General features: G+C 56.0%; 21 protein-coding genes and 3 pseudogenes. 9 read left to right on the top strand and 15 right to left on the bottom strand.

Annotation, left to right across the window (positions count from 1 at the left end):
* Window positions 1-111: 111 nt before the first annotated feature.
* From maiA to gtdA, 4 genes are read right to left on the bottom strand one after another with little or no spacing between them, the layout of a single operon-like run.
* Window positions 112-753: a maleylacetoacetate isomerase gene (maiA, locus tag ACZRKZ_RS26035; RefSeq protein ID WP_078481975.1), complete on the bottom strand. Its 642-nt coding sequence runs from the start codon at window positions 751-753 to the stop codon at window positions 112-114.
* On the bottom strand, window positions 740-2,092 hold the full coding sequence (locus tag ACZRKZ_RS26040; RefSeq protein ID WP_078481974.1) for an MFS transporter: 1,353 nt from the start codon (window positions 2,090-2,092) through the stop codon (window positions 740-742). The genes maiA and ACZRKZ_RS26040 overlap by 14 nt, the downstream gene beginning before the upstream one ends.
* A gap of 50 nt (window positions 2,093-2,142) precedes the next feature.
* The gene (locus tag ACZRKZ_RS26045; protein WP_078481973.1) at window positions 2,143-2,841 is read right to left on the bottom strand and encodes a fumarylacetoacetate hydrolase family protein; all 699 of its coding nucleotides are present in this window, start codon (window positions 2,839-2,841) and stop codon (window positions 2,143-2,145) included.
* A gap of 15 nt (window positions 2,842-2,856) precedes the next feature.
* Complete coding sequence (gtdA, locus tag ACZRKZ_RS26050; protein ID WP_198834213.1) at window positions 2,857-3,906, bottom strand: gentisate 1,2-dioxygenase; 1,050 nt, start codon at window positions 3,904-3,906, stop codon at window positions 2,857-2,859.
* 110 nt (window positions 3,907-4,016) lie between these two features.
* Here gtdA and ACZRKZ_RS26055 point away from each other — a divergent pair, with 110 nt between their 5' ends.
* The 3 genes from ACZRKZ_RS26055 (at window position 4,017) to ACZRKZ_RS26065 (ending at window position 6,285) form a co-directional block, all read left to right on the top strand.
* Window positions 4,017-4,982 (top strand): LysR family transcriptional regulator, encoded by a 966-nt coding sequence (locus ACZRKZ_RS26055; protein WP_078481971.1) that lies wholly within the window; start codon window positions 4,017-4,019, stop codon window positions 4,980-4,982.
* Between the two features lie 165 nt (window positions 4,983-5,147).
* Complete coding sequence (locus ACZRKZ_RS26060) at window positions 5,148-5,297, top strand: hypothetical protein (protein ID WP_161493052.1); 150 nt, start codon at window positions 5,148-5,150, stop codon at window positions 5,295-5,297.
* A 79-nt stretch (window positions 5,298-5,376) separates the two neighbouring features.
* Window positions 5,377-6,285: a YeeE/YedE thiosulfate transporter family protein gene (locus ACZRKZ_RS26065; RefSeq protein WP_078481990.1), complete on the top strand. Its 909-nt coding sequence runs from the start codon at window positions 5,377-5,379 to the stop codon at window positions 6,283-6,285.
* Window positions 6,286-6,660: 375 nt separating this feature from the next.
* Here the strand turns inward: ACZRKZ_RS26065 and ACZRKZ_RS26070 are convergent, their stop codons facing one another.
* The 5 genes and pseudogenes from ACZRKZ_RS26070 to ACZRKZ_RS26090 all read right to left on the bottom strand — a co-directional run bounded on the left by ACZRKZ_RS26070 (window position 6,661) and on the right by ACZRKZ_RS26090 (window position 9,969).
* Window positions 6,661-7,650, bottom strand: a complete 990-nt coding sequence (locus ACZRKZ_RS26070; protein WP_078481988.1) for an LLM class flavin-dependent oxidoreductase — start codon at window positions 7,648-7,650, stop codon at window positions 6,661-6,663.
* Window positions 7,595-8,107, bottom strand: a complete 513-nt coding sequence (locus tag ACZRKZ_RS26075; RefSeq protein ID WP_371350014.1) for a DDE-type integrase/transposase/recombinase — start codon at window positions 8,105-8,107, stop codon at window positions 7,595-7,597. The genes ACZRKZ_RS26070 and ACZRKZ_RS26075 overlap by 56 nt, the downstream gene beginning before the upstream one ends.
* Before the next feature lie 227 nt (window positions 8,108-8,334).
* Entirely contained in the window at window positions 8,335-8,838 is a 504-nt protein-coding gene (locus ACZRKZ_RS26080) for a YkgB family protein (RefSeq protein WP_078481986.1), read from the bottom strand.
* A 225-nt stretch (window positions 8,839-9,063) separates the two neighbouring features.
* A pseudogene (locus tag ACZRKZ_RS26085) lies at window positions 9,064-9,262 on the bottom strand (hypothetical protein).
* Window positions 9,263-9,390: 128 nt separating this feature from the next.
* Window positions 9,391-9,969, bottom strand: a complete 579-nt coding sequence (locus tag ACZRKZ_RS26090; protein WP_078481984.1) for a TetR/AcrR family transcriptional regulator — start codon at window positions 9,967-9,969, stop codon at window positions 9,391-9,393.
* Between the two features lie 39 nt (window positions 9,970-10,008).
* Here ACZRKZ_RS26090 and ACZRKZ_RS26095 point away from each other — a divergent pair, with 39 nt between their 5' ends.
* Window positions 10,009-10,512 (top strand): flavin monoamine oxidase family protein, encoded by a 504-nt coding sequence (locus ACZRKZ_RS26095; protein ID WP_233100576.1) that lies wholly within the window; start codon window positions 10,009-10,011, stop codon window positions 10,510-10,512.
* Between the two features lie 161 nt (window positions 10,513-10,673).
* On the opposite strand, the gene ACZRKZ_RS26100 is transcribed toward ACZRKZ_RS26095, so the two are convergent.
* The 5 genes from ACZRKZ_RS26100 to ACZRKZ_RS26120 form a co-directional block, all read right to left on the bottom strand.
* Window positions 10,674-11,267, bottom strand: coding sequence for a HupE/UreJ family protein (locus ACZRKZ_RS26100; protein WP_078481991.1), 594 nt, complete (start codon window positions 11,265-11,267; stop codon window positions 10,674-10,676).
* The gene (locus ACZRKZ_RS26105; protein ID WP_078481992.1) at window positions 11,264-12,061 is read right to left on the bottom strand and encodes a DUF4198 domain-containing protein; all 798 of its coding nucleotides are present in this window, start codon (window positions 12,059-12,061) and stop codon (window positions 11,264-11,266) included. Before ACZRKZ_RS26105 ends, ACZRKZ_RS26100 begins: the two co-directional genes overlap by 4 nt.
* A 49-nt stretch (window positions 12,062-12,110) precedes the next feature.
* A complete protein-coding gene (locus tag ACZRKZ_RS26110; RefSeq protein WP_078481993.1) occupies window positions 12,111-12,494 on the bottom strand; it encodes a c-type cytochrome in 384 nt (127 codons plus the stop codon).
* A gap of 55 nt (window positions 12,495-12,549) precedes the next feature.
* Window positions 12,550-13,617 carry a DUF4331 family protein gene (locus tag ACZRKZ_RS26115; RefSeq protein ID WP_161493054.1) on the bottom strand — a complete coding sequence of 356 codons (1,068 nt, stop codon included), beginning with the start codon at window positions 13,615-13,617 and terminating at the stop codon, window positions 12,550-12,552.
* A 420-nt stretch (window positions 13,618-14,037) separates the two neighbouring features.
* Complete coding sequence (locus ACZRKZ_RS26120) at window positions 14,038-14,649, bottom strand: TetR/AcrR family transcriptional regulator (protein WP_198834212.1); 612 nt, start codon at window positions 14,647-14,649, stop codon at window positions 14,038-14,040.
* Window positions 14,650-15,676: 1,027 nt separating this feature from the next.
* Between ACZRKZ_RS26120 and gorA the strand changes: the two genes are divergently transcribed.
* From gorA to merE, 5 genes and pseudogenes are all read left to right on the top strand, one after another.
* Window positions 15,677-17,035 carry a glutathione-disulfide reductase gene (gene gorA / locus ACZRKZ_RS26125; protein WP_078481996.1) on the top strand — a complete coding sequence of 453 codons (1,359 nt, stop codon included), beginning with the start codon at window positions 15,677-15,679 and terminating at the stop codon, window positions 17,033-17,035.
* A 278-nt stretch (window positions 17,036-17,313) separates the two neighbouring features.
* Window positions 17,314-17,422: pseudogene (locus tag ACZRKZ_RS26130) on the top strand (IS30 family transposase); the annotation flags it as partial.
* Between the two features lie 621 nt (window positions 17,423-18,043).
* A pseudogene (locus tag ACZRKZ_RS26135) lies at window positions 18,044-18,646 on the top strand (FAD-dependent oxidoreductase); the annotation flags it as partial.
* Between the two features lie 16 nt (window positions 18,647-18,662).
* Window positions 18,663-19,028, top strand: coding sequence for a mercury resistance co-regulator MerD (gene merD, locus ACZRKZ_RS26140; protein WP_003465059.1), 366 nt, complete (start codon window positions 18,663-18,665; stop codon window positions 19,026-19,028).
* Entirely contained in the window at window positions 19,025-19,261 is a 237-nt protein-coding gene (merE, locus tag ACZRKZ_RS26145; RefSeq protein ID WP_001087809.1) for a broad-spectrum mercury transporter MerE, read from the top strand. Before merD ends, merE begins: the two co-directional genes overlap by 4 nt.
* A gap of 52 nt (window positions 19,262-19,313) precedes the next feature.
* Here merE and ACZRKZ_RS26150 read toward each other — a convergent pair whose 3' ends face one another.
* On the bottom strand, window positions 19,314-19,928 hold the full coding sequence (locus tag ACZRKZ_RS26150) for a recombinase family protein (RefSeq protein ID WP_000904941.1): 615 nt from the start codon (window positions 19,926-19,928) through the stop codon (window positions 19,314-19,316).
* Window positions 19,929-20,032 lie beyond the last annotated feature (104 nt).

Consider the following 20,032-nt stretch of genomic DNA (forward strand, 5'->3'; position numbering starts at 1 on the left):
TCTTTCGGGTAATACGGGGGGCTATTAGCTCCCCCTGATCGGCCTCATTTTAAGGCACAAAGTTTCTACTAATCTGGAGGGATTCAGACGTGAAATCACTGTAATTGGCTTTCAGCCTATGTAATCAGGCTGATTGTGAGGCTGCGCCTTTATAAAAGCTGGATGCTCCAAACACAATTGGTAAACCGTCAAAACCTGCTCAAACCGCTGAAGTTCGCAGCCCATGCGCAATGCATTGGCCACCTGAGGTACCAGACAACAATCGGCCAGGCTCGGGCTGTCGCCAAAACAGTAGCTGCCGCTGCCATGGCGGCTCAACATAGTTTCCAACGCCTTGATTCCCTCTTCGATCCAGTGCTTGTACCACGCCTCTTTCTGTTGATCGCTGATTGCCAGTTGTTTATTCAGGTAACCCAACACACGTAGGTTGTTCAGGGGATGAATGTCACAACCTATTAGATTCGCCACTTCCAATACGCGGGCGCGGGCCAGAGGCTCTAGCGGGATCAGTCGCGCGTGTGGACTGAGGTTGTCCAGATAATCAATGATTGCCAGGGATTGGCTGATCGGCTGACCATCATCCGTGATCAGCAAAGGTACGCTGTGTGACGGGTTTAGTTTCAAAAACGAGGCCGTTGCCTGCTCGCCGACGCGGATATTAATACCCTGGTGCTGGTAGTCAAAACCCTTGAGTGCCAGCGCTATGCGCACGCGCCATGAGGTGGAGCTGTTGAAAAAATTATACAATTGCACCGTATTCTCCTTTTATCTTGGGTAGGGCGCGATAACGCCGACCCATTAAAAAAACAGCAGTCGCTGCGAGTAGCGCTGGCACCATCAGCCAAAGAAAAATACCGTTCAAACCAATCCCGGCACTCAATAAGGTGCCGCCAGCCAAAGTGCCTGCAATCGAGCCGATGCGTCCGACCCCATGGCACCAAGCAACACCAGTGGCACGGCTGGTAGTCGGGTAGAAGTTCGCCGCCAGGGCGTTGGCTCCAACCTGGCTGCCGCTGATACAAAAGCCCATGGCGGCCACGCATGCCAATAGCACTGAGAAATGCTGATAGAACTGGCTGATGGCCAACAACGTCAACGTGCCGCCGATGTACGCCGTAGTCAGCACTTTCCAGGCATCAATGCGATCCATGGTTGCGCCAAGGATAATCGCCCCCAGCGTTCCACCGACCTGGAACATTGCACCAGCCAGCGCCGCGTCCGACATCGCCTGACCCGTCTCGCGGATCAGGGTCGGCAGCCAGTTGGTGAGCAGGTAGATGATCATGAACCCCGTAAAAAACGTCCCCCATAGCAGCAAGGTTCCGTATTTCAAATGCCCTTGAAGGATCTCTCGCACGGGTGAATCTTTAGCCTGTGGAGGCACCTCAAGTTGCACATTGGCTGGCAGTGGAGCAATGCGCCGCAAGATGTCCGTCACCCTGTCGGGCACCATGCGCCTGGCGATCAAAAACCGTACCGATTCGGGCAGCCACGCCATTAGCATGGGTAAAAACAACAACGGTAACAACCCGCCCAGCATCAACACTGCGCGCCAGCCTACAAGTGGCAGCAAATGGGCAACCAGTACCCCGCTCAAGGCTGAGCCAAGGGTGAATCCGCAGAACATCAGGGTGACCATTAACGAGCGGCGGCGCACTGGGCAATATTCGCTGACCAGGGTAATCGCATTGGGCATCGCTCCGCCCAGCCCCAGACCCGTGAGAAACCGCAATACCGTCAGTGTTTGCACATCACCCGCTGTCGCCGAGGCCAGACTCCAACCGGAAAAAAACAGCACCGAGACTAACAGCACCATCTTGCGCCCGAAGCGGTCAGCTAAGGGCCCGGCAGCAAAGGCCCCCAGCATCAATCCCAGTAATACCGCGCCCAGCAACGGATTAAGCTGCGCGGTCGTCAGCGCCCATTCCTCGCGCAGTACAGGTGCGATAAAGCCGCCGATAGCCGTGTCCAAACCGTCCAGCGTCGCAACCAGAAAGCACAGTATGAGGATGCGCCACTGAAAGCCTGACATCGGATGGCGATCGATAAACGCCTGCACGTCCACGCTCTTCTTATTATGAGTGGATGACATTACATCGCTCCTGCAACGAGTGGACGGGGGTTACCCATTGATAAACAGGCTCAAATCACCTGCACACGCAGCTGACCGAGACCGTCAATTCCGGCGGCTATCAGGTCGCCGGCTACCACCGGGCCCACGCCTTCGGGCGTACCGGTCATGATTAGGTCTCCGGGCTGCAATTCGAAGTAACGGGATAGGTAAGCGATGATTTCCGGCACGGACCAAATCAGTTGTGCAATGTCGCTGCGCTGTTTGTCTTCACCGTTGACCGTGAGCCACAATCCGGCCTGCTTCGGGTGGGCAACCAACGTAGCTGGCCACAAGGGTGCAATCGGCGCCGAGTGATCAAAAGCCTTACCGATTTCCCATGGACGCCCTGCCTTGCGCATCTCCAGTTGCAGGTCGCGACGGGTCATATCGAGACCAACGGCATAGCCCCAGACGTGCTCATTGGCCTGTTCCTGGGGAATGTTGCTGCCACCCTTGCCGATGGCGACAACCAGTTCGGCTTCGTAGTGGTAGTTACTGGTTTGCGTCGGATATTTCAGCGTCAGGACCTCATCCTCCGCCACGGGTACAACTGCATCGCTCGGCTTGCAAAAGAAAAACGGGGGTTCGCGGTCAGGGTCAAACCCCATTTCCCGTGCATGAGCGGCGTAATTGCGCCCCACACAATAGACACGGCGCACGGCAAACAGCTCGTCACGGCCTTGGATAAAAAGCGACGTCGGCTGCTGCGGTTGAAAAATGTAAGTCATGGTCATCTCCAGGTTTTAAAAAGACTCGCGCGATTCACGCAGCAACCCCAGCGCCTGCTGCACGGGGCGGTCGGAAAAGCTGAAGAGCACGCACTCCTGATCCGCCGCCAAGCTGACTTGGGCCCAACTGGGGACCACGAATATGTCCTTGGGCTCAAAGTTCAGGCGTTGCCCGGCGATGCACACACTGCCACTGCCTTCCACCACAGAAAATACCGAGGCGTCGGTGCTGCGATACGGCTGGCCGCGAAAGCCTTTGGGTAATAGCTGCATGAACGCGGCGATGGTTGGGATCGGCCAGCCCCCCGTGAGCGGGTTGACGTAGCGCAACTTGATACCCTCCCAGCAATCCAGCGGTTCCTGGCGCAACAGGGTGTCGAGAGTTTCCCGGGTACGGGCGTAGGGATAATTGAAAATCGGCGAGGTGCGTGAGCTGGACTCATAGCGCATGGGTAATAAATTCATGCCATAGCGGGCCCCACTATTGCCCTCAGGCCGAGTCAGGGGCGGGACCGGAACTTGATGGTTTTCGGCGAAGCCGGCATCGAAGAAACGCACCATGGGTATGTCTAGGCCATCGAGCCACACCACGGGTTCACCACCTTCGTCGGCGGCTGGGTTGCCGTGGTCATGCCATGTCCAGGAGGGTGTGATGATGAAATCTCCGGGTGACATCGTGGTTCGCTCACCGTCTACCGAGGTAAATGCGCCTTGCCCGTCGACCACAAACCTCAGCGCTGATTGGCTGTGACGATGACTCGGAGCGGTCTCTCCGGGCAAAATCAGTTGCAGTCCAGCGTACAAGCTGGAAGTGATCGAAGCCTGCCCACGCAGAGCCGGGTTTTCCAGCACCAACACTCGGCGCACAGCCTCCTCGGCGCTGATCAGTTGCCCAGCTTCAGTCAGGAAAGGGCGCAGCTCGCGATAGCGCCACAGGGCCGGAACGCAGGCCGCGGCTGGCTCCGCAGGAACCAGATTGTGCAAGCGTTCCCAAAGCGGAAACAGACCCAGGCGATCAATACGCTGGTAAAAATCTTCCCGTACGGCAGTGATGTTGTTGTTCATGGATACACCTACAGGTTGAAACCGAGTCCTTAGGAGTATCCTGTGACTACCTATATGTGAATAATGCTATTTTAAGATAAACCCATACCAATCTACATATGGATACGCTCATGAGCTGGACTCGTCGCCTGCGTCTGCAACACCTTAAATGGTTGGTCAGCCTCGCCGAAACCGGGAGCATCAGCGAAGCTGCCCGAGCGTGTTTCAGTACCCAGCCTGCGTTATCCAAATGGCTTAAGGATCTCGAAGAAAGCATCGGCGCGCCTTTGTTCGAACGCCATGCTCGAGGCTTGAACCCCACTGCACACGGTTTGACTCTACTAGCCCATGCGCGGCGGGTACTCAGTGAAATGGAGCGTGCCCGTCACAACCTTGACACGCTACAAGGCACCAGCACCTTGCGGGTGGCTATTGGCACATCCGCCGCCTCGGCGCCCAACTTGGTACCGGCCGCCATCATGGAGTTTTTGCGGCGCCATCCCATGGCCCAGGTAGACCTGGAAGAAAACACCATGACGGCCTTGCTCGAACGACTGGAGCTCGGCCAGTTGGACCTGGTGGTCGGCCGTCTCGACAGTTACGTCCCATCCCACACGCTGCGTAGCGCGCGGCTATACGATGAAAAAATGCGTATCGTCTGCCGCGCAGACCACCCCTTGACTCAGCGAACAGGGCTGACCTGGGACGACTTGTACAACGTCAATTGGATTCTATGGCCGACCACCAGCCCCATCCGCAGCAAACTGGATATGGCCCTGGCCCACGCAGGGCGTCCGCCACTGCCATGTCGCATAGAATCCTCTTCACTGGTGGGCAACCTGTGGCTTTTGCAATACAGCGACTTACTGTCAGTAGCTTCCGAACGAGTAGCTGAACACTTCGCCCTGCGCGGCTTGTTGGTAAGCCTGGACTTTGAGCTGGATGCCACAGGCTCCCTGGGTATGTGCTGGCGTGACGAACCGTTCACTGACGTGGCCCTACCCGACCTTATGGCTAGCCTACGCCATGCCGCCGGCTGTCAACCCGGACGCTTGAATTCGTTTCTTACCACCGAAACCAGAAAGGGGCGTAATTGAAACCCGCTGAATACGCCTGACAGCTTAAAAGGTTAGATGTGTGCATGACGTTTCCCCGATAATGGCGATGCGCTCTGGAGCGTTATCGACTTCCCGCGAGACAGCGGCGAGTTGATCGAAGCATCCTTAAGTGACGTAATAGAGGCATCAGGATGACGTCCCGTTATGCCTGGTAACATCATTGATCCTGGCAAGTCGAACCTTAAGACCATCAAGGCATACAAGAACGCGGGCTTCGAAGCTGTTGGCGACTTCCTTGCAAGCACACGCGTTTTTGACGGGCTTGAGACGGTGCTGATGGTGGAAAAATTTTAACGGATGCCCGACATGGAAAGTTGCTGGCCATGTCGTCTACGCGGGCTCCCATCATCCAAATCAGCAGTGGCGCACGAACATGGTTTTCTCTTTACTGATGGCGTTGGTATTAGCATTCCTGATTGGCTGGATTTCGCAGCGCATGGGCATGTGCCTTGTCAAAGCGAGCGGACAATTGCTGGCTGGGCGCCCTACGTTGTTTCTGGCACTGACATCGTGTGGATTGTTTGGATTGATGCTGGCACCCCTCTATCGTTTCTCCGAGGCCAACCTGCCGCTGTACTCGCCCGGCATTTCCTATCCTTTGCTGGTTTTGGGAGGTTTGTTGTTCGGAGTGGCATCGGTGCTGAACAACGGTTGCAGCGTAGGCACGCTGACTAAGTTTGCCTGTGGCGATGTCAATAAAGCGTTCACGATGATCGGCTGGGTCCTGGGGATCGTGCTTTGGTACTACATGCACAAGACCCACGAACAGAAGGTCATTCTGGTGCCGGAAATTACCAGCCAGCATTACTGGCTTTTGATCGGGGTAGTAGCGCTGGTGCTGATGTTCCTGGTCCGCATACACGGTAATAAACACCTTGTGCTGTCCAGTATGCTACTGGGTGCGCTGACAAGTGCGCTCTACACGTTCGAGCCGTTATGGACACCCAGTGTGTTCTTTTACAATGTTTCGCAGATGTTCTGGGACGATACATCGGTTAGCGCTCGGCGTATTGCGGTGTTTGTTACGTTGCTGGCAGGCATGCTGAGTTTTACCTTGTATAGAAAAACGTTCCGCTTCGAGGCCTTTACCCCTCAAAAGGCGGGCGTTCATTTGTTGGCGGGTACTTTGATGGGGGCTGGGGCCTCGATGATGCTCGGTGGTAACGACTCGCAAATACTGTTGGTATTTCCAACACTAGTTGTTGAATCAAGCATTCCATTGGTGTCCATCGTCACAGGTATTATGGTGTCATTGTGGTGCAAAAAACGCGGTATGAGTTGATGCTGAGCGCAGCAGTTTCCACATAGTCCCGTGGTCCGCGTTTAGCGCATGAGTCAATGTGACAGGCGCAGGGCTTCACCGGCGATAACTTACTCAGTGCTGGTACGCGGATCTGCGAATTGAGTCAGGAGCGCGTGGGTAGCGAACTACCCTCGAGTATTGGTATCAGCGATTATTTGCTGTACTGGGGTATTTGCCCAAGCGATGAGTGTTGGGAGAATTTCGACTTGCAGCCGACGCGCGGCAAGTCGATCGGAGCATCCCTAAACGATCAGTCCGTAACAGCACTTAGCTACAGTCATAAAGAACATGCCGCTTAATGCAAGCCCGTGTGTTTTCAAACACGAGCCGCTACACCTAATAGCACCGAATCGATCAGGCGTTATCGGTAAACGCTCGTGCAGCAAGTGTGAATGAGTGACGGTGTGCGGCATGATCGAAGATAGTGCCGGAGAGCATCAGCTCGTCGGGACGGTGCTTGGCGGCGAATGCCATGATGCCCTCATGAACATCGGCCGCATCGCCGACTATCGCATACGACAGCGACTGCTCGACCATCGCCTTTTCCTGTGGTGTCCAGAACGCCTCGATGTCGTCGACTGGCGGCGGGATCAGGCCGGGATTACCACGTATCACGCTTACGAAGACTTGCTGCAGGGTCGTAAACAGGCGTCGTGCCTCGGCTCGGCTGTCGGCGGCCACGACATTGAGCGCTAAAATCACATAAGGCTCAGCCAGATATTTCGACGGTCGGAAATCTTGTCGATAACGGATCAAGGCCTCTTCAGTCATTGTTGGCGCGAAATGCGACGCGAATGCAAACGGCAAGCCCAGTGCCCCCGCAAGCTGTGCACTGAAAAGGCTTGAGCCCAATAGCCAGACCGGTACATCCAGACCAGCCCCCGGCACTGCCTGAACCGTTTGTCCCGGTTTCACCGGATGGAAGTAGTGCAGCAGTTCTTCCACATCGCTTGGGAAGGTATCGGCACCATCGAAGTAGCGGCGTAGCGCATGGGCCGTAGCCCCGTCGGTGCCTGGCGCTCGCCCGAGCCCCAAGTCTATGCGACCAGGATACAGCGAGGCCAGCGTGCCGAATTGTTCCGCAACCTGAAGCGGCGCGTGGTTGGGTAGCATCACTCCGCCTGCCCCGACCCTAATGGTCGATGTCCCGCCAGCAATATGCCCGATCAGCACCGCAGTCGCAGCACTGGCGATACCTGGCATGTTGTGGTGCTCTGCGAGCCAATAGCGCTTATAGCCAAGCGCTTCGGCATGTCGGGCGAGCTTGAGCGAGCGCTCGAAGGATTCGCTAGGTGTGCTGCCTTCGGTAACCGGTGCAGCGTCGAGAACTGAGTAGGGGATCATGGAGCAAGCCTCTTGAAATCATTACGAAGCGACGGCGCGCCTGGAGAGCGCATCGCTCCCCCGGCCCGTCAATTTTTGCATCTACCCTGCGGGTCGTCCCATAAACACCTCGATATAGGTGTTGCGACAACCGGTTGAATGCGCCTTGCGAGCCCTGATCCGAGTAAAACGGCAGCCCTTGAGGCCTGCCACGCTGCTCGTAAGCCATGTCCAACGCCTCAATGACTCGATTCGCATCCGGCTTGTTTGAAAGCGCCCAACGCAAAATTCGGCGTGCGTAGAGATCCAGAACGACAGCCAGCATGATCTTCAACCTGTTCGTACGCTGAAACCCGCAGTTCCGGTAAAGCGAGGTTATCCGGCCATCGAAGCTCCTGCTGAGCAGTATCAATGCTTTTCGATCTGTTGATTTTCGTATGTAGGTAGGCTGCCTCCCTAGTAACCACATGCGCCACATAGGCCACGCTGGCGCACCCGCTTATGAGCACCATGATTTTGACTAGCCTAATTCCTGCGGGTTTCATGCATTCCCTCTCCAAACGGATGCAAGCACCGACCCTCACTTGTGAGGACCGAAACAAGAAACCCAATCCTCAGCCCTGCCAGGCAACACCAAGGGCATTGATAGCGGCGGCGTTGGCCTAGGTTGCGTCGCTGTTGTAGCTGACAAGCGTGCTTTTCGGCCTAGATCGCAGCACCTTCCGCATCAGTCTGCTTGGTGCGGGCCGTCAGTTGCTGCGCCGCGTCCTTTACCAGCACAAGCGAACCGGCCAGCAATATTAGGTCTTTGATTAAAAATGCGCTGATATCGGTCATGGCCGGAAAACCACCAGCCGAAGCCTCCCAGCCACCTGGAGTACTTAAGACTAGAGTAGAGGTTGTCAGGTAGGTCAGGCAGGAGCCGGCGGCGGCAAGTAAAGCGATACTTGGCGACCAGGCACCAATAGCCAGACCGAGACCGATAGTCCATTCCGCAACGCCCAAGGCATAACTTGCGCCCTGAATACCGAACACGCCGTACATCCACGACAGGAGAGGACTATTACCAATCAGCGGGATCAATCCCTGAGCTTCATAATCAAACCATTTAGCGTAGCCAAACATAAAGAAAATCAAGACCAGGGCCCAGCGCATGAACTCAACTTCATACGGCCGGCGAAGAAAACGAGAATAAATTGATGAAGGCATGGGACTTCCTTGAAGGCAGTGAGATTTATAGACGTAGAGTTTGCTTAAAGTGATGCGTTACAGTTTTCGTAATTTTTTTAAACTCAGCAGGAAGGGGACGCTGCGCTCGCCTAGCGTCTCTACGAGCGCTGGCTATAATGCTCTGAGAAATGACGAGTCAGAGCTACACGACCAGGCTCGATCAGCTTTGGTCGGTTGCATCTAAGTAGTGGCAGTATCTGGCGATCAGTCAGGCGTCATGAGGACAGCCAGGGTCAGCTTGATGAACTCTTCGTTCCGGTCGAGGGTATCCGTTCTCGGTTACTTTGGCGTCGCCCTACTGCTCAACCCGATTGGTGAGTTCCATGATTGAAGCCTGCTCAATGGCGAGCAGGTTTCCATTCATTTTGGAAAGTAGGGAAAGCAGCAGGTCAGAGTTCGGCATCGATGTTCCTCCTTGGAGTGAACAGAGCAGCAGCTGGGTGATGCGAGCCCAGTCAAAGTCATTCTTTGCGGGCAAATAGGTCTACGGCCTGCGTTCTGAAGACTAAATAGCGCAATGGGCCAGCGGCATTAGCGGTTTAACTGAACCGCACCGCTGGCGCCGTTCAAGAAGATCGAGATGAGAAACTCAGGCCCCTGGCGTTTTCCCATCGACTCAGCGTCGATAAGGTCCGAAGTGGTTTCGCACAGTCCTTGAAACGCCCCCGTCATCCAGGCCGCCGGAAGGTCCTGGCGAAACAGCCCGGCCTGTTGACCACGCTCAAAAAATCCAACGAGCCGCGCATTAATGGTTTCGACCCGCACTGCCAGGTCGGACAGCAACGTTTCAATATGCGACCAGCCATAGCCCAGACCGTAGCCGCCCCCCCACACCTGCCCCAGCATCCTGAAATTCTCGGTCAGGCAGGAAAGACCCCGTACAAGGTCGCCATCTTCCAGCTTCGCTTGATCCAGCACCGCAGTGGCATCATTCAGCACACGATCAATGAGCGCTACAACCAAGTCCTCACGGGTGGGGAAATGGCGGACGAGCGTCGTACGACTAATGCCCGCCGAGGCAGCGATTTGCTGCATTGATGCGCTGCGGTCACGGGCATACACCGCTGCAGCAGCGTCCAGGACAGCGTCTCTCTTCTGATCGCGGGACATGAATCAAATATTTCCTTAATTACTTTTTATGATACGCGAATGTACCACTTGTTCTATTTATGTAATTTTAGCGTCGATCGCGTCAATCACGAGGCAACAATGATAACCCTTACTCGACCCCAGGGGTCGATCGCGCCCAGCGCGATGACCACCCCTCTTACAGGTGCAAACGCCAGCACGGCAAAAGACTCGAGCACAGACGCCAACCGCCTCAGGAAGGATTCGGTGCTGATTATCGGAGCCGGGATCTCAGGCCTCGCCGCTGCCCGAATGCTGTCCGACGCGGGCCATACGGTGATCGTGCTCGAGGCCAGGGACAGAGTCGGTGGCCGCATTTGGACGGAACGAACGTGGGGCGAGGTGCCAATAGATCTCGGCGCATCCTGGATTCACGGTGTCGATCAGAACCCGGTTGCCAGCCTGGCGCAAGAAATGGGCATCGAAACCACCGTGTTCCAGGCCGGCACTTTGCTGACCTGCCACGACGTGACGCGCTATGACCAGGCCGGTAAGCCTCTGTGCTTGGACGAAGCCATAGTCTGATCTCCTGCAACTGGGAAAGTCGTTATTGGCGGTTGCAACATTTAATCGTTTAAAGAGCGTCCGTAAAACAAGGGCGAGATCACAAATACGCTCTACCCCATAAACAACCACCCCCTAAAATGTCAGTTTCACGTTGTGTAATGACTTAACACCAGAAACCATCAAAGATTTGCGACGGCACTGAACAAAATCCAGCCCCCACACATAGAGCAAATCAAACCTAGCCCTCGCAAAATCTTGCCGCCGCCCTGGACGCGCATAAGGCCAAGTGCTCCAAATGCGCCGACTAAATGCAGGGTGGCGGTGGTGGCCAGAAAGCCGAGCGTGTAGCCAACCTTGTCGTCAATGACAGGCATTTCATAACCATGCGCATAACCATGCAGCATGCCGAACAGGCCGACCCCTAGCGCGGCAACCACGGTAGGCATACGTTGATGCAGTGCAATGGCCGCGCCCAAGGCAATGACCGACAGCGCAATGCCAACTTCCAGGCCTTGCAGATCTATCATCGACATGCCGAGAAGGCCGCCGCAGAACATGCACAGCACAAAAGCGCCGGGGACGAGCCAGATGGCGCGACCGCCGATTTGGGCACTCCAGGCCCCAACCGCCACCATCGCCAAAAAGTGATCCAGCCCAGTCAATGGGTGCAACCAGCCGGCATCTATGCCGCTGTGGGCTTGTGCGCTAAACGTGGTTAGTGCCAAGACGATGGCGACACAGACGCCCTCAAGTTGGTGTTGGCGAGTACTCATGGCGTAGGTATCTCAAAACTTAAGGAGGCCCAGATGCTTTCCCAGTCGGCCTGGTACTCGATCACCGAATGCATCTGGACTGCACTCAGAAACCACAATCCAGTCTTTTCCAAAGTAAGTTCCACTACACCGTCCTGGTCCGTTCTGACCTGTTGTTCATGCTTTGGATCATCCTTGGCCCAGGCCCTAACCAGCACCCCAGCCACAGGTTTGCCCTCGCGCAGCAAGCGGGCTTTGAACCGCCCGCCCGGCTTGAGCTGGAACGGGTCAGTGACAGCAACAAGTTCCAGCGGCAAATCCACCACCCGGTCAAAGCCAGCACTATCGCTATTGACCCGAACCAAAGTCTTGGCGCAACGCAAAAACTGCTCACGTCCCGGCGCATCGGCGATACCCAGTGTTTGCCGTTCGCTGCGCACCTGATCCAGCCCTTCTTCGACCAAATATTTGTCGAACTCAACACCGGGCAACGTGATGGCCTGAGCATGGGTAAGCATCGCCACAACAACGGTACCGGGCGTCCCGGCGCGAAAATGTCCCACCGGGGCCGCGCCGTCACGCCCCTTCACGGCGTGTTTACCTTGCGCGTCGTAAAGATCAAACGTCTCGATCATGCCGGGCAAACGCCCTACCCGCTCACCTGGCCAACTGACACCCACCCGCAGATCTATGGCCACCAGATCATCTTTGCTGACCAGCCCTTTGTGAGGAACCAGCCAGAAGGCATGGGCAAAACAGTTGCCGCTTAGTGTCGCCAGCAATACCCCAATCCAAATAGGCCGCCAAATCATCATGCTTTCCTCACTTCGCCCCAGCAGCTTTCACACCCCTAACTGCAACCGATCAAGGCGCTTTTTGTGTCGACAAATAGGCAATGATGTCCTCCCGCACCTGTGCGTTTTCAACACTGAACCCCATTGCCTGCCCCGGGATAAACTGTTCCGGCTCTGTCAACCATCGGTTCAGGTTGGCGGGCGTCCAGGTAACGTCGGACGCCCTTAGTGCCTCTGAATACGCAAAACCGTCTGCACTACCAGCATGCCTGCCCACAACGCCACGGTGCATCGGCCCGACCGAATTCACATCCAGTTGATGACACCGGCTGCAATTGAGCAACCAAGCCTTCTGGCCACGCACAACGTCACCCGTATCAGCCTGAACTATTGCGCTGGTCATCAATAGCAGTACGAAGCTCGCACCCACTGTGCCTAAGTGATTAGTGATCATGGTGTGCCTTTCCTTATGGTGCGGGCCTAGCCTCATGTTCAAGTTTGACCTCAGATCACTTTTTGTCTGACGGAATGACGTAGGGGAACTGATCGGTATACAACTTTGGATTGTCGATGGCCTGGTCGGTGGGTTTGCCTATGAGGAGGGTGAGCATGGCACTCATCGCATCATCATCAAGGTAACGTCCGTTACGCACATCGGCCGAATACCCTGCCTTGCTGCCAACCTCATAATTCAGCACATCGGGAATCAGCGCATCCGCCACTTTGTCGCCATAGGCGAATGGTTGAGCCTGCGTCTGTGCAATGCCTGAAGCGCGCGCAGTGCTCGCTGATACGAAGTTTTTCAGTACTGACTGGGTGTTGGGTCGGCTGCGATCATGCTCGACTCTGACAGCCTCGTCTTCGAAATACATAACGTGCGACAGCAAAGGATTGGCCGAGTATTGAACTTGGCTCCACTTGCCATTTTCCTTGAGCGCCGTCGTCATGAAGACCTTGATATTTTTGCCCAGCATTTCATTGGGAATTTCCAGCACAATTGCACCACATTCCTGGTCTTTGAAAATATTGGTGCCGGAGGCGGACTTCCAGACTTGAGGGTCATACTTGCCAGCCTTCAGTTGCGCCGAATACGCTCCCAGGCCAGACGAATTACCGTAGAACGGGTCTTTGATGATACCGGTCCAAAGTTCAATCTTGTCCTTCAGATTGACGCTGCCGCCGACCTTACCTTTACCAATGTCCACACCCGTTTCACCCACTCGCCCGTTTGGGTTGTCCGACAAGTAGGCCATGACCTGACCGTCGCGAAACTGGAACGAGAATGTGTGCCCCTCCTTGAACTTGTCATCCAAGGCAACATGAATGTTGTACAAGGCATTCGGCGAGAAGGTAGCACCATGACGCGGACTTGAATTCACATTCATGATAATGACCGTGCGCCCCGGTGAAGCCGCTTGAAACACGTAGTTGTCCAACTGGCTGATCGCCGTGTTGGTTCGTGCAATGGCAACCTCAAAATGGTGGCTCGCATGTGCCGGCAGCGTAGAACTGGCAAGAACAGCGGCAAGTACCGCTTTCATCAGCAAGCGATGGGGGGCAAATGCTTTATTATTCATAGAGGTGCTTCTCCCGGTAGGTGTCCAGTCCAGCTTCATTTCGAGGTATATATGTCCTGCACCCAGTTAGTACTGCGGACGTCTACTTAAACATTGCGTCGTAACCGGCCACGGGCAATGGCCTCAGTGTCATCTGCTTGTAGAACTCGCTACCAGCCTGAACAACCTCACTTAGACCACTATGCACGGTTTACGTAGCCTATTGCGCCGTTGGCAAATGCCGGAAGGTCCAGCAAAGCCGAGCTAGCGGCAGTTACGTATTAAAAATCATCAAACTGGAATATTACCAAAAAGTAACACCCAGCAAGCTACCACCTACTGCACAAAGGAGCAATAGGCAGTGATTGGCTGTTAGAGAAACGTTGAAGTGTCAGCCAGGGCTATTAGCACTGACCGAAAATCGGTGTAGCACTGAAGCCCTTAATGCGGCTCATGGGGGGCGATCAGTGTTTGTACCATTTGACGAAGCGATACTGCCAAACGATGAGTTCCGATATGGCGGCTTTCGTCTGCGCCCTTAAATACAATGAACAAATTGACAGCCAGTACCTCATGGCTCTTGAAGCCTATGGCACGGCACATCTCGATCAGATGATTGATGTGCACATGATTGATTTCCTCAATCGCCACCCGAGCTGGATGTTGAGCGTCCCGTACATCTATTGCCTTATCTATGAATTTGCAGCTCAGTTCTCCTGGCGACTGGATATAGGCGTACATCATTTCTAGCCAACCGTTGAGCTCTCCCCGCGGATCATTCGGATACGCCTCCTGTAATGCTTGCCATGCAGCTTCACTCGCTTTGTGCTGCTCTCGAATGGTGGCTGCAATTAACATCTCTTTAGAGGAAAAGTGTCGATACAAAGTCATTTTGTTGCTGTGCGCTGCTGCTGCAATCGCCTCAACCCCGACTGCGTGAATTCCATATTTATGGAACATCTCTCCTGCAGCACGCAAAATTCTCTCTCTCGGTGCAGTTGAGCGCTTCTCTTTTTCTGCAAGCGCTGTCTGGTCCGTTGGAGTATTAGTCATCACATAACACCTATTTTTTTATGTGGCACCCACTGCTCTTGACATGCTACTTGCCGGAAAGTAACATCCGGCGCAGGCGTTAGATTCTTGACGAGACTATACCAAAATCTGACAGGTTTTGCGTTGGAGGTGGGGGGGGTTGGATGGAGTGTTTACGGAAATTAGGTGAGAGGATTTTGGCAGTAGGTGCGACCGCGGATGCAAGCGGTAGCCTTTGTGTGGGGTAGGCCTACTTTCAGTAAGGGTACGTGAGTGTCGTTCAGGGGGGGCAGTTGCAGTGACTGAGCGCAATGCCGCACCACGTGGGTCGGTGCGCCTTGATGGGTACTATGTTGCTGACCTTTTCACTCCGGGGGACAGCGTGGCCGTCGGCCCGAGTGCCAGCACACAACATAGGCGGAAAGCATAACTAGATTCGTTTCCATACTACGTATAACAACTCTATGATATGTGATTGCTGTTAATCAGCAATGTCAGAGAGTTAGGCAGGGCGTGATTCAATCATTGTCATTTAAACACGACTATGTATGGTCCGTGAAGTTGAACCAGCCTGGCTTTCAACGGGAAGGTGATGCCGCAAAACTCAATCTCGAAGCCGCTTTCGCCGAATAGTCTTGGCGAACATTGCTTGTCCAACAGAGCAGCAACTTTTGCTATGTAAATGAACCTGCGGCTAAACCGGCGCAAATTTGACCGGGGACGTTTAGTCCCCTGCTATTTAGACGTTGTTTACGATTTTCACATAACCAAGTCGAAAAAAACGGCGCTCTAGTCGCCGACGATATCGTCATGGAACTCAACGGTGGCGCCTTCAGCATGCCTAACGGCGCGACTTTCAGCGAGCGCCAAGTGGTTATCCAAGCCACCGAGTTTTTACGTTCAATAGTGAAGGCATATTGGTCCACTTTAGAGATGCGAACAAACGATCTGGGTGCCCTCACCCAATTGACGAGCAAGTAGCTGGCCGGTCGCAATGCGCCGGATAAGGGCCGCAATAGGTTTGCTGTTGCCTGCCGAGGAGAGTGATATGGCCTACGATTTTGACCTTTATGTAATTGGTGCGGGCTCTGGCGGTATTCGGGCTGCGCGTTTCGCCGCAGGCTATGGTGCCAAGGTGGCCGTGGCTGAAAGCCGCTACCTAGGCGGTACCTGCGTCAACGTGGGTTGTGTGCCCAAAAAACTGCTGGTCTACGGCGCGCACTTTGCCGAAGATTTTGAGCAGGCCAGTGGTTTCGGCTGGTCGCTGGGTGAGGCGAACTTTGATTGGCCGACCTTGATTGCCAACAAAGACCGCGAGATCAATCGCCTCAATGGCATTTATCGCAACCTGCTGGTCAACAGTGGCGTGACCCTGCATGAAGGGCACGCGCGCCTGGTGGATCCGCACCAGGTGGAGATCAACGGTGAGCGCTTCACCGCCAAACATATCCTGATCGCCACCGGCGGCTGGCCGCAGATTCCGGACATTCCGGGACGCGAGCATGCCATCGGTTCCAACGAAGCGTTCTTCCTCAAAGCACTGCCCAAGCGCGTGCTGGTGGTGGGTGGCGGTTACATCGCGGTGGAGTTTGCCGGGATTTTCCATGGCCTTGGCACGCAAACAACGCTGTTGTATCGCGGCGATCTGTTCCTGCGCGGCTTTGATGGAGCGGTGCGCAAGCATCTGCAGGAAGAGCTGACCAAACGCGGGATGGACTTGCAGTTCAATGCTGATATCGAACGCATCGATAAACAGGCCGACGGCAGCCTCAAGGCCACCCTGAAAGACGGGCGCGCGCTGGAAGCAGATTGCGTGTTCTACGCCACCGGCCGACGTCCGATGCTCGACAACCTGGGGTTGGAAAACACCGGCGTCAAACTGGACAAGCGTGGCTTTGTTGAAGTGGACGATCTCTATCAGACGACTGAGTCGTCGATCCTGGCCATTGGCGATGTGATCGGGCGCGTGCAGCTGACGCCAGTGGCGTTGGCCGAAGGCATGGCGGTGGCGCGTCGTCTGTTCAAGCCTGAGCAATATCGCCTGGTGGATTACGCGATGATCCCGACGGCGGTGTTTAGCCTGCCGAACATTGGCACAGTCGGCTTGAGCGAAGAGCAAGCCAAGGCTGACGGCCACAAGGTGCAGGTTTTCGAAAGCCGCTTCCAGCCGATGAAGCTAAGGTTGACCGACTGCCAGGAGCGCACCCTGATGAAGTTGGTGGTCGACGCAGACACCGACAAGGTTCTGGGTTGCCACATGGTGGGCCCGGATGCCGGTGAAATCATCCAGGGGCTAGCGATCGCGCTCAAGGCAGGCGCGACCAAGCAGCATTTCGATGAAACCATCGGCGTGCACCCGACGGCGGCGGAAGAGTTCGTCACCATGCGCATTCCCGTGGCGGGCTGATCAGCTTTCGTGTTCTTACTCACGTATCACCCGAAACAACACCGACGCTGAGGACGCCATCGATGCCTGATCTCTTGCCTATCTGGGTACTGGTGCTCGTAGCTGCCCTTGCGTTTACCGTGGGTTTCATCGTGAACCGATCCGGCACATGCCTGGTTTCTGCTGCGCACGAGGTGCTGTACAAGCGTCGTGCCTGGCGCGTGGGTGGGCTCGCTTTGGCTGCGATGGCGTCCAGCGGGCTGCTTCTGCCATTGCCCTGGATGTCTTCGCCTACGCTGGTAGCCCTGCAATTGAACATGCGCCCACGCAAGCGTTTCGATTTTAAAATGCCCCGTCGAAATGATAGGCCAAGTGACGCAAGACGCCATGGCTATGCGGCATGATGCCCAACTCAAGTCAATAACCGTGTTGCTCTCAGCTAGAGTATTGCTCAGAGTGTTACTATTCGGTAACATTCGATTCGGTTTCTAATTTAACTCGGCATACCAGTTTCAACTGATCTGCGCAGCAACACTCATCTCTGGAGCTATTTTGTCGCTCCTTTGTAGCTTCTTTGGGAAGAGATGAGTTTTAACGCCCCACCGGGGCGTTTTTTTTGCAGCCGTTTATTCGCAGCCAACGGCTTGGTAAGGCAGGTGAATCCCCTGATCGCTCGATGGATCAGTACTTCACTTTAAAGGTGGCTTCGCTATCACAGCAGTCCAGCGCAAAGGACACGCTTAACTTCGCACCGTCGTCGCAATGGAACTCAAAACCATCCTAACACCAGCGGTATCACTGGTAGTGACGGAGATCCGGCCTTCATGCCGGCGCTGTACGGCAGGCTGTTTGATTCGTCGTGCCAACAACGAGTTGTGATCAAGCAGGACGCGATAAACTCGCTTCACGTTGATCGGTGGCAGCGACGGGGTTTCACGCTCACGACGCAACAAGCCCCAAAGGCGACGAGCCATAATTGGGCAGCTCGCTGACCTGGTGCTTAATTTCGACGACCAATCCCGTACCGTCGGTCGGGCACCGAATACGCGCAGCCTCGCGCTGGACGCGGCGGGGGTCACTGTCAATGCGCAAGGGGCCATCGTTATCGACCAAGGCATGCGCACGAGCAACCCGAACATCTACGCGGCCGGCGACTGCACCGACCAGCCGCAGTTCGTCTACGTGGCAGCGGCCGCCGGCACCCGTGCCGCGATCAACATGACCGGCGGCGACGCAGCCCTCAATCTGACCGCGATGCCGGCAGTGGTGTTCACCGACCCGCAAGTCGCCACCGTGGGCTACAGCGAGGCGGAAGCGCACCACGATGGCATCGAGACCGACAGTCGCACGCTGACACTCGACAACGTTCCGCGAGCGCTTGCCAACTTCGACACACGCGGCTTCATCAAGCTGGTCATCGAGGAAGGTAGCGGACGGCTCATCGGCGTGCAGGCGGTGGCCCCGGAAGCGGGCGAACTGATCCAGACGGCGGTGCTCGCCATCCGCAACCGCATGACGGTGCAGGAACTGGCCGACCAGTTGTTCCCCTACCTGACAATGGTCGAGGGGTTGAAGCTTGCGGCGCAGACCTTCAACAAGGACGTGAAGCAGCTTTCCTGCTGCGCTGGATAAAAAAAGGAGGTTTTCAATGAGCGCCTACACCGTGTCCCGGCTGGCCCTTGATGCCGGGGTGAGCGTGCATATCGTGCGCGACTACCTGCTGCGCGGATTGCTGCGTCCGGTGGCGTGCACCCCGGGCGGCTATGGCCTGTTCGATGATGCCGCCTTGCAACGGCTGTGCTTCGTGCGGGCGGCCTTCGAGGCGGGCATCGGCCTGGACGCGCTGGCGCGGCTGTGCCGGGCGCTGGATGCTGCGGACGGCGATGAAGCGGCCGCGCAGCTTGCCGTTCTGCGCCAGTTCGTCGAGCGTCGGCGCGAAGCGTTGGCCGATCTGGAGGTGCAGTTGGCCACCATGCCGACCGAGCCGGCACAGCACGCGGAGAGTCTGCCATGAACAGCCCCGAGCGCTTGCCGTCCGAGACGCACAAACCGATCACCGGCTACCTGTGGGGCGCGCTGGCCGTGCTCACCTGTCCCTGCCATTTGCCGATTCTCGCCATTGTGCTGGCCGGCACGACGGCCGGCGCGTTCATCGGAGAGTACTGGGGTATCGCAGCCCTCACGCTGACCGGTTTGTTCGTCCTGTCTGTGACACGACTGCTGCGGGCCTTCAAAGATCGATCATGAGCGCTTCCCATTGAGACAAACCACGCTGTCGCTACGTTGCCTCATGCCGGCATCAAATTCGGCTGAGTAGCTTCTCGCCATCTGGACGTAGCTCACCCTTGGGTGAAACATGCCGATACAGGGTCTGCCGCGTGACGCCAAGTTCCTGGCACAGGTCGCCGACCTTGGTCTCTGGCTGACCCATTGCCGCCATCGCCAGCCGCAGCTTGGCGGCGGTCATCTTGAACGGCCGGCCGCCTTTCCGCCCGCGCGCGCGGGCCGAGGCTAGGCCGGCAATCGTGCGCTCCGCGATCAACTCGCGCTCGAACTCGGCCAGGGCGGCGAAGATGCCAAAGACCAGCTTGCCGGCGGCGGTCGTGGTGTCGATGGCCGCGCCGTGCCCGGTTAATACCTTCAAGCCGATGCCGCGCCCAGTCAGGTCGTGCACGGTGTTGATGAGATGTCGCAGGTCGCGTCCGAGCCGATCCAGTTTCCACACGACCAGTGTGTCGCCAGTTCGCAACGCCTTCAGGCAGCTCGTCAAGCCGGGCCGATCCTCGCGCATGCCGGATGCCTGGTCCTCGTAAAGATGTACTGGATCGACCCCGGCGGCAATCAGCGCGTCGCGCTGCAAATCGGTAGCCTGGGAGCCGTCCGCCTTCGATACCCGCATGTAGCCTATCAGCATGTCGTACCTGTCACATATACGTTCGATTATGTGACAGTTTGAGTCGGAAAGCTCTGGCCGTCAAAAATTGTCACTTAACCCGTTATTTAATTTAAGACATGCAA

It is taken from the genome of Pseudomonas sp. c313 (assembly GCF_055407145.1).

Bases quoted from the DNA above. Each gene is read 5' to 3' on its own strand.
- ACZRKZ_RS26040 (WP_078481974.1), bottom strand. From the start codon at position 2,092: ATGTCATCCACTCATAATAAGAAGAGCGTGGACGTGCAGGCGTTTATC.
- ACZRKZ_RS26070 (WP_078481988.1), bottom strand. From the start codon at position 7,650: ATGATCCCCTACTCAGTTCTCGACGCTGCACCGGTTACCGAAGGCAGC.
- ACZRKZ_RS26110 (WP_078481993.1), bottom strand. From the start codon at position 12,494: ATGATCACTAATCACTTAGGCACAGTGGGTGCGAGCTTCGTACTGCTA.
- ACZRKZ_RS26060 (WP_161493052.1), top strand. From the start codon at position 5,148: ATGCCTGGTAACATCATTGATCCTGGCAAGTCGAACCTTAAGACCATC.
- merD (WP_003465059.1), top strand. From the start codon at position 18,663: ATGAGCGCCTACACCGTGTCCCGGCTGGCCCTTGATGCCGGGGTGAGC.
- gtdA (WP_198834213.1), bottom strand. From the start codon at position 3,906: ATGAACAACAACATCACTGCCGTACGGGAAGATTTTTACCAGCGTATT.
- ACZRKZ_RS26065 (WP_078481990.1), top strand. From the start codon at position 5,377: ATGGTTTTCTCTTTACTGATGGCGTTGGTATTAGCATTCCTGATTGGC.
- ACZRKZ_RS26080 (WP_078481986.1), bottom strand. From the start codon at position 8,838: ATGCCTTCATCAATTTATTCTCGTTTTCTTCGCCGGCCGTATGAAGTT.
- gorA (WP_078481996.1), top strand. From the start codon at position 15,677: ATGGCCTACGATTTTGACCTTTATGTAATTGGTGCGGGCTCTGGCGGT.
- ACZRKZ_RS26075 (WP_371350014.1), bottom strand. From the start codon at position 8,107: ATGTGGCGCATGTGGTTACTAGGGAGGCAGCCTACCTACATACGAAAA.
- ACZRKZ_RS26055 (WP_078481971.1), top strand. From the start codon at position 4,017: ATGAGCTGGACTCGTCGCCTGCGTCTGCAACACCTTAAATGGTTGGTC.
- ACZRKZ_RS26115 (WP_161493054.1), bottom strand. From the start codon at position 13,617: ATGAATAATAAAGCATTTGCCCCCCATCGCTTGCTGATGAAAGCGGTA.
- ACZRKZ_RS26120 (WP_198834212.1), bottom strand. From the start codon at position 14,649: ATGACTAATACTCCAACGGACCAGACAGCGCTTGCAGAAAAAGAGAAG.
- merE (WP_001087809.1), top strand. From the start codon at position 19,025: ATGAACAGCCCCGAGCGCTTGCCGTCCGAGACGCACAAACCGATCACC.
- ACZRKZ_RS26090 (WP_078481984.1), bottom strand. From the start codon at position 9,969: ATGTCCCGCGATCAGAAGAGAGACGCTGTCCTGGACGCTGCTGCAGCG.
- ACZRKZ_RS26150 (WP_000904941.1), bottom strand. From the start codon at position 19,928: ATGCTGATAGGCTACATGCGGGTATCGAAGGCGGACGGCTCCCAGGCT.
- ACZRKZ_RS26045 (WP_078481973.1), bottom strand. From the start codon at position 2,841: ATGACTTACATTTTTCAACCGCAGCAGCCGACGTCGCTTTTTATCCAA.
- ACZRKZ_RS26100 (WP_078481991.1), bottom strand. From the start codon at position 11,267: ATGAGTACTCGCCAACACCAACTTGAGGGCGTCTGTGTCGCCATCGTC.
- ACZRKZ_RS26095 (WP_233100576.1), top strand. From the start codon at position 10,009: ATGTACCACTTGTTCTATTTATGTAATTTTAGCGTCGATCGCGTCAAT.
- ACZRKZ_RS26105 (WP_078481992.1), bottom strand. From the start codon at position 12,061: ATGATGATTTGGCGGCCTATTTGGATTGGGGTATTGCTGGCGACACTA.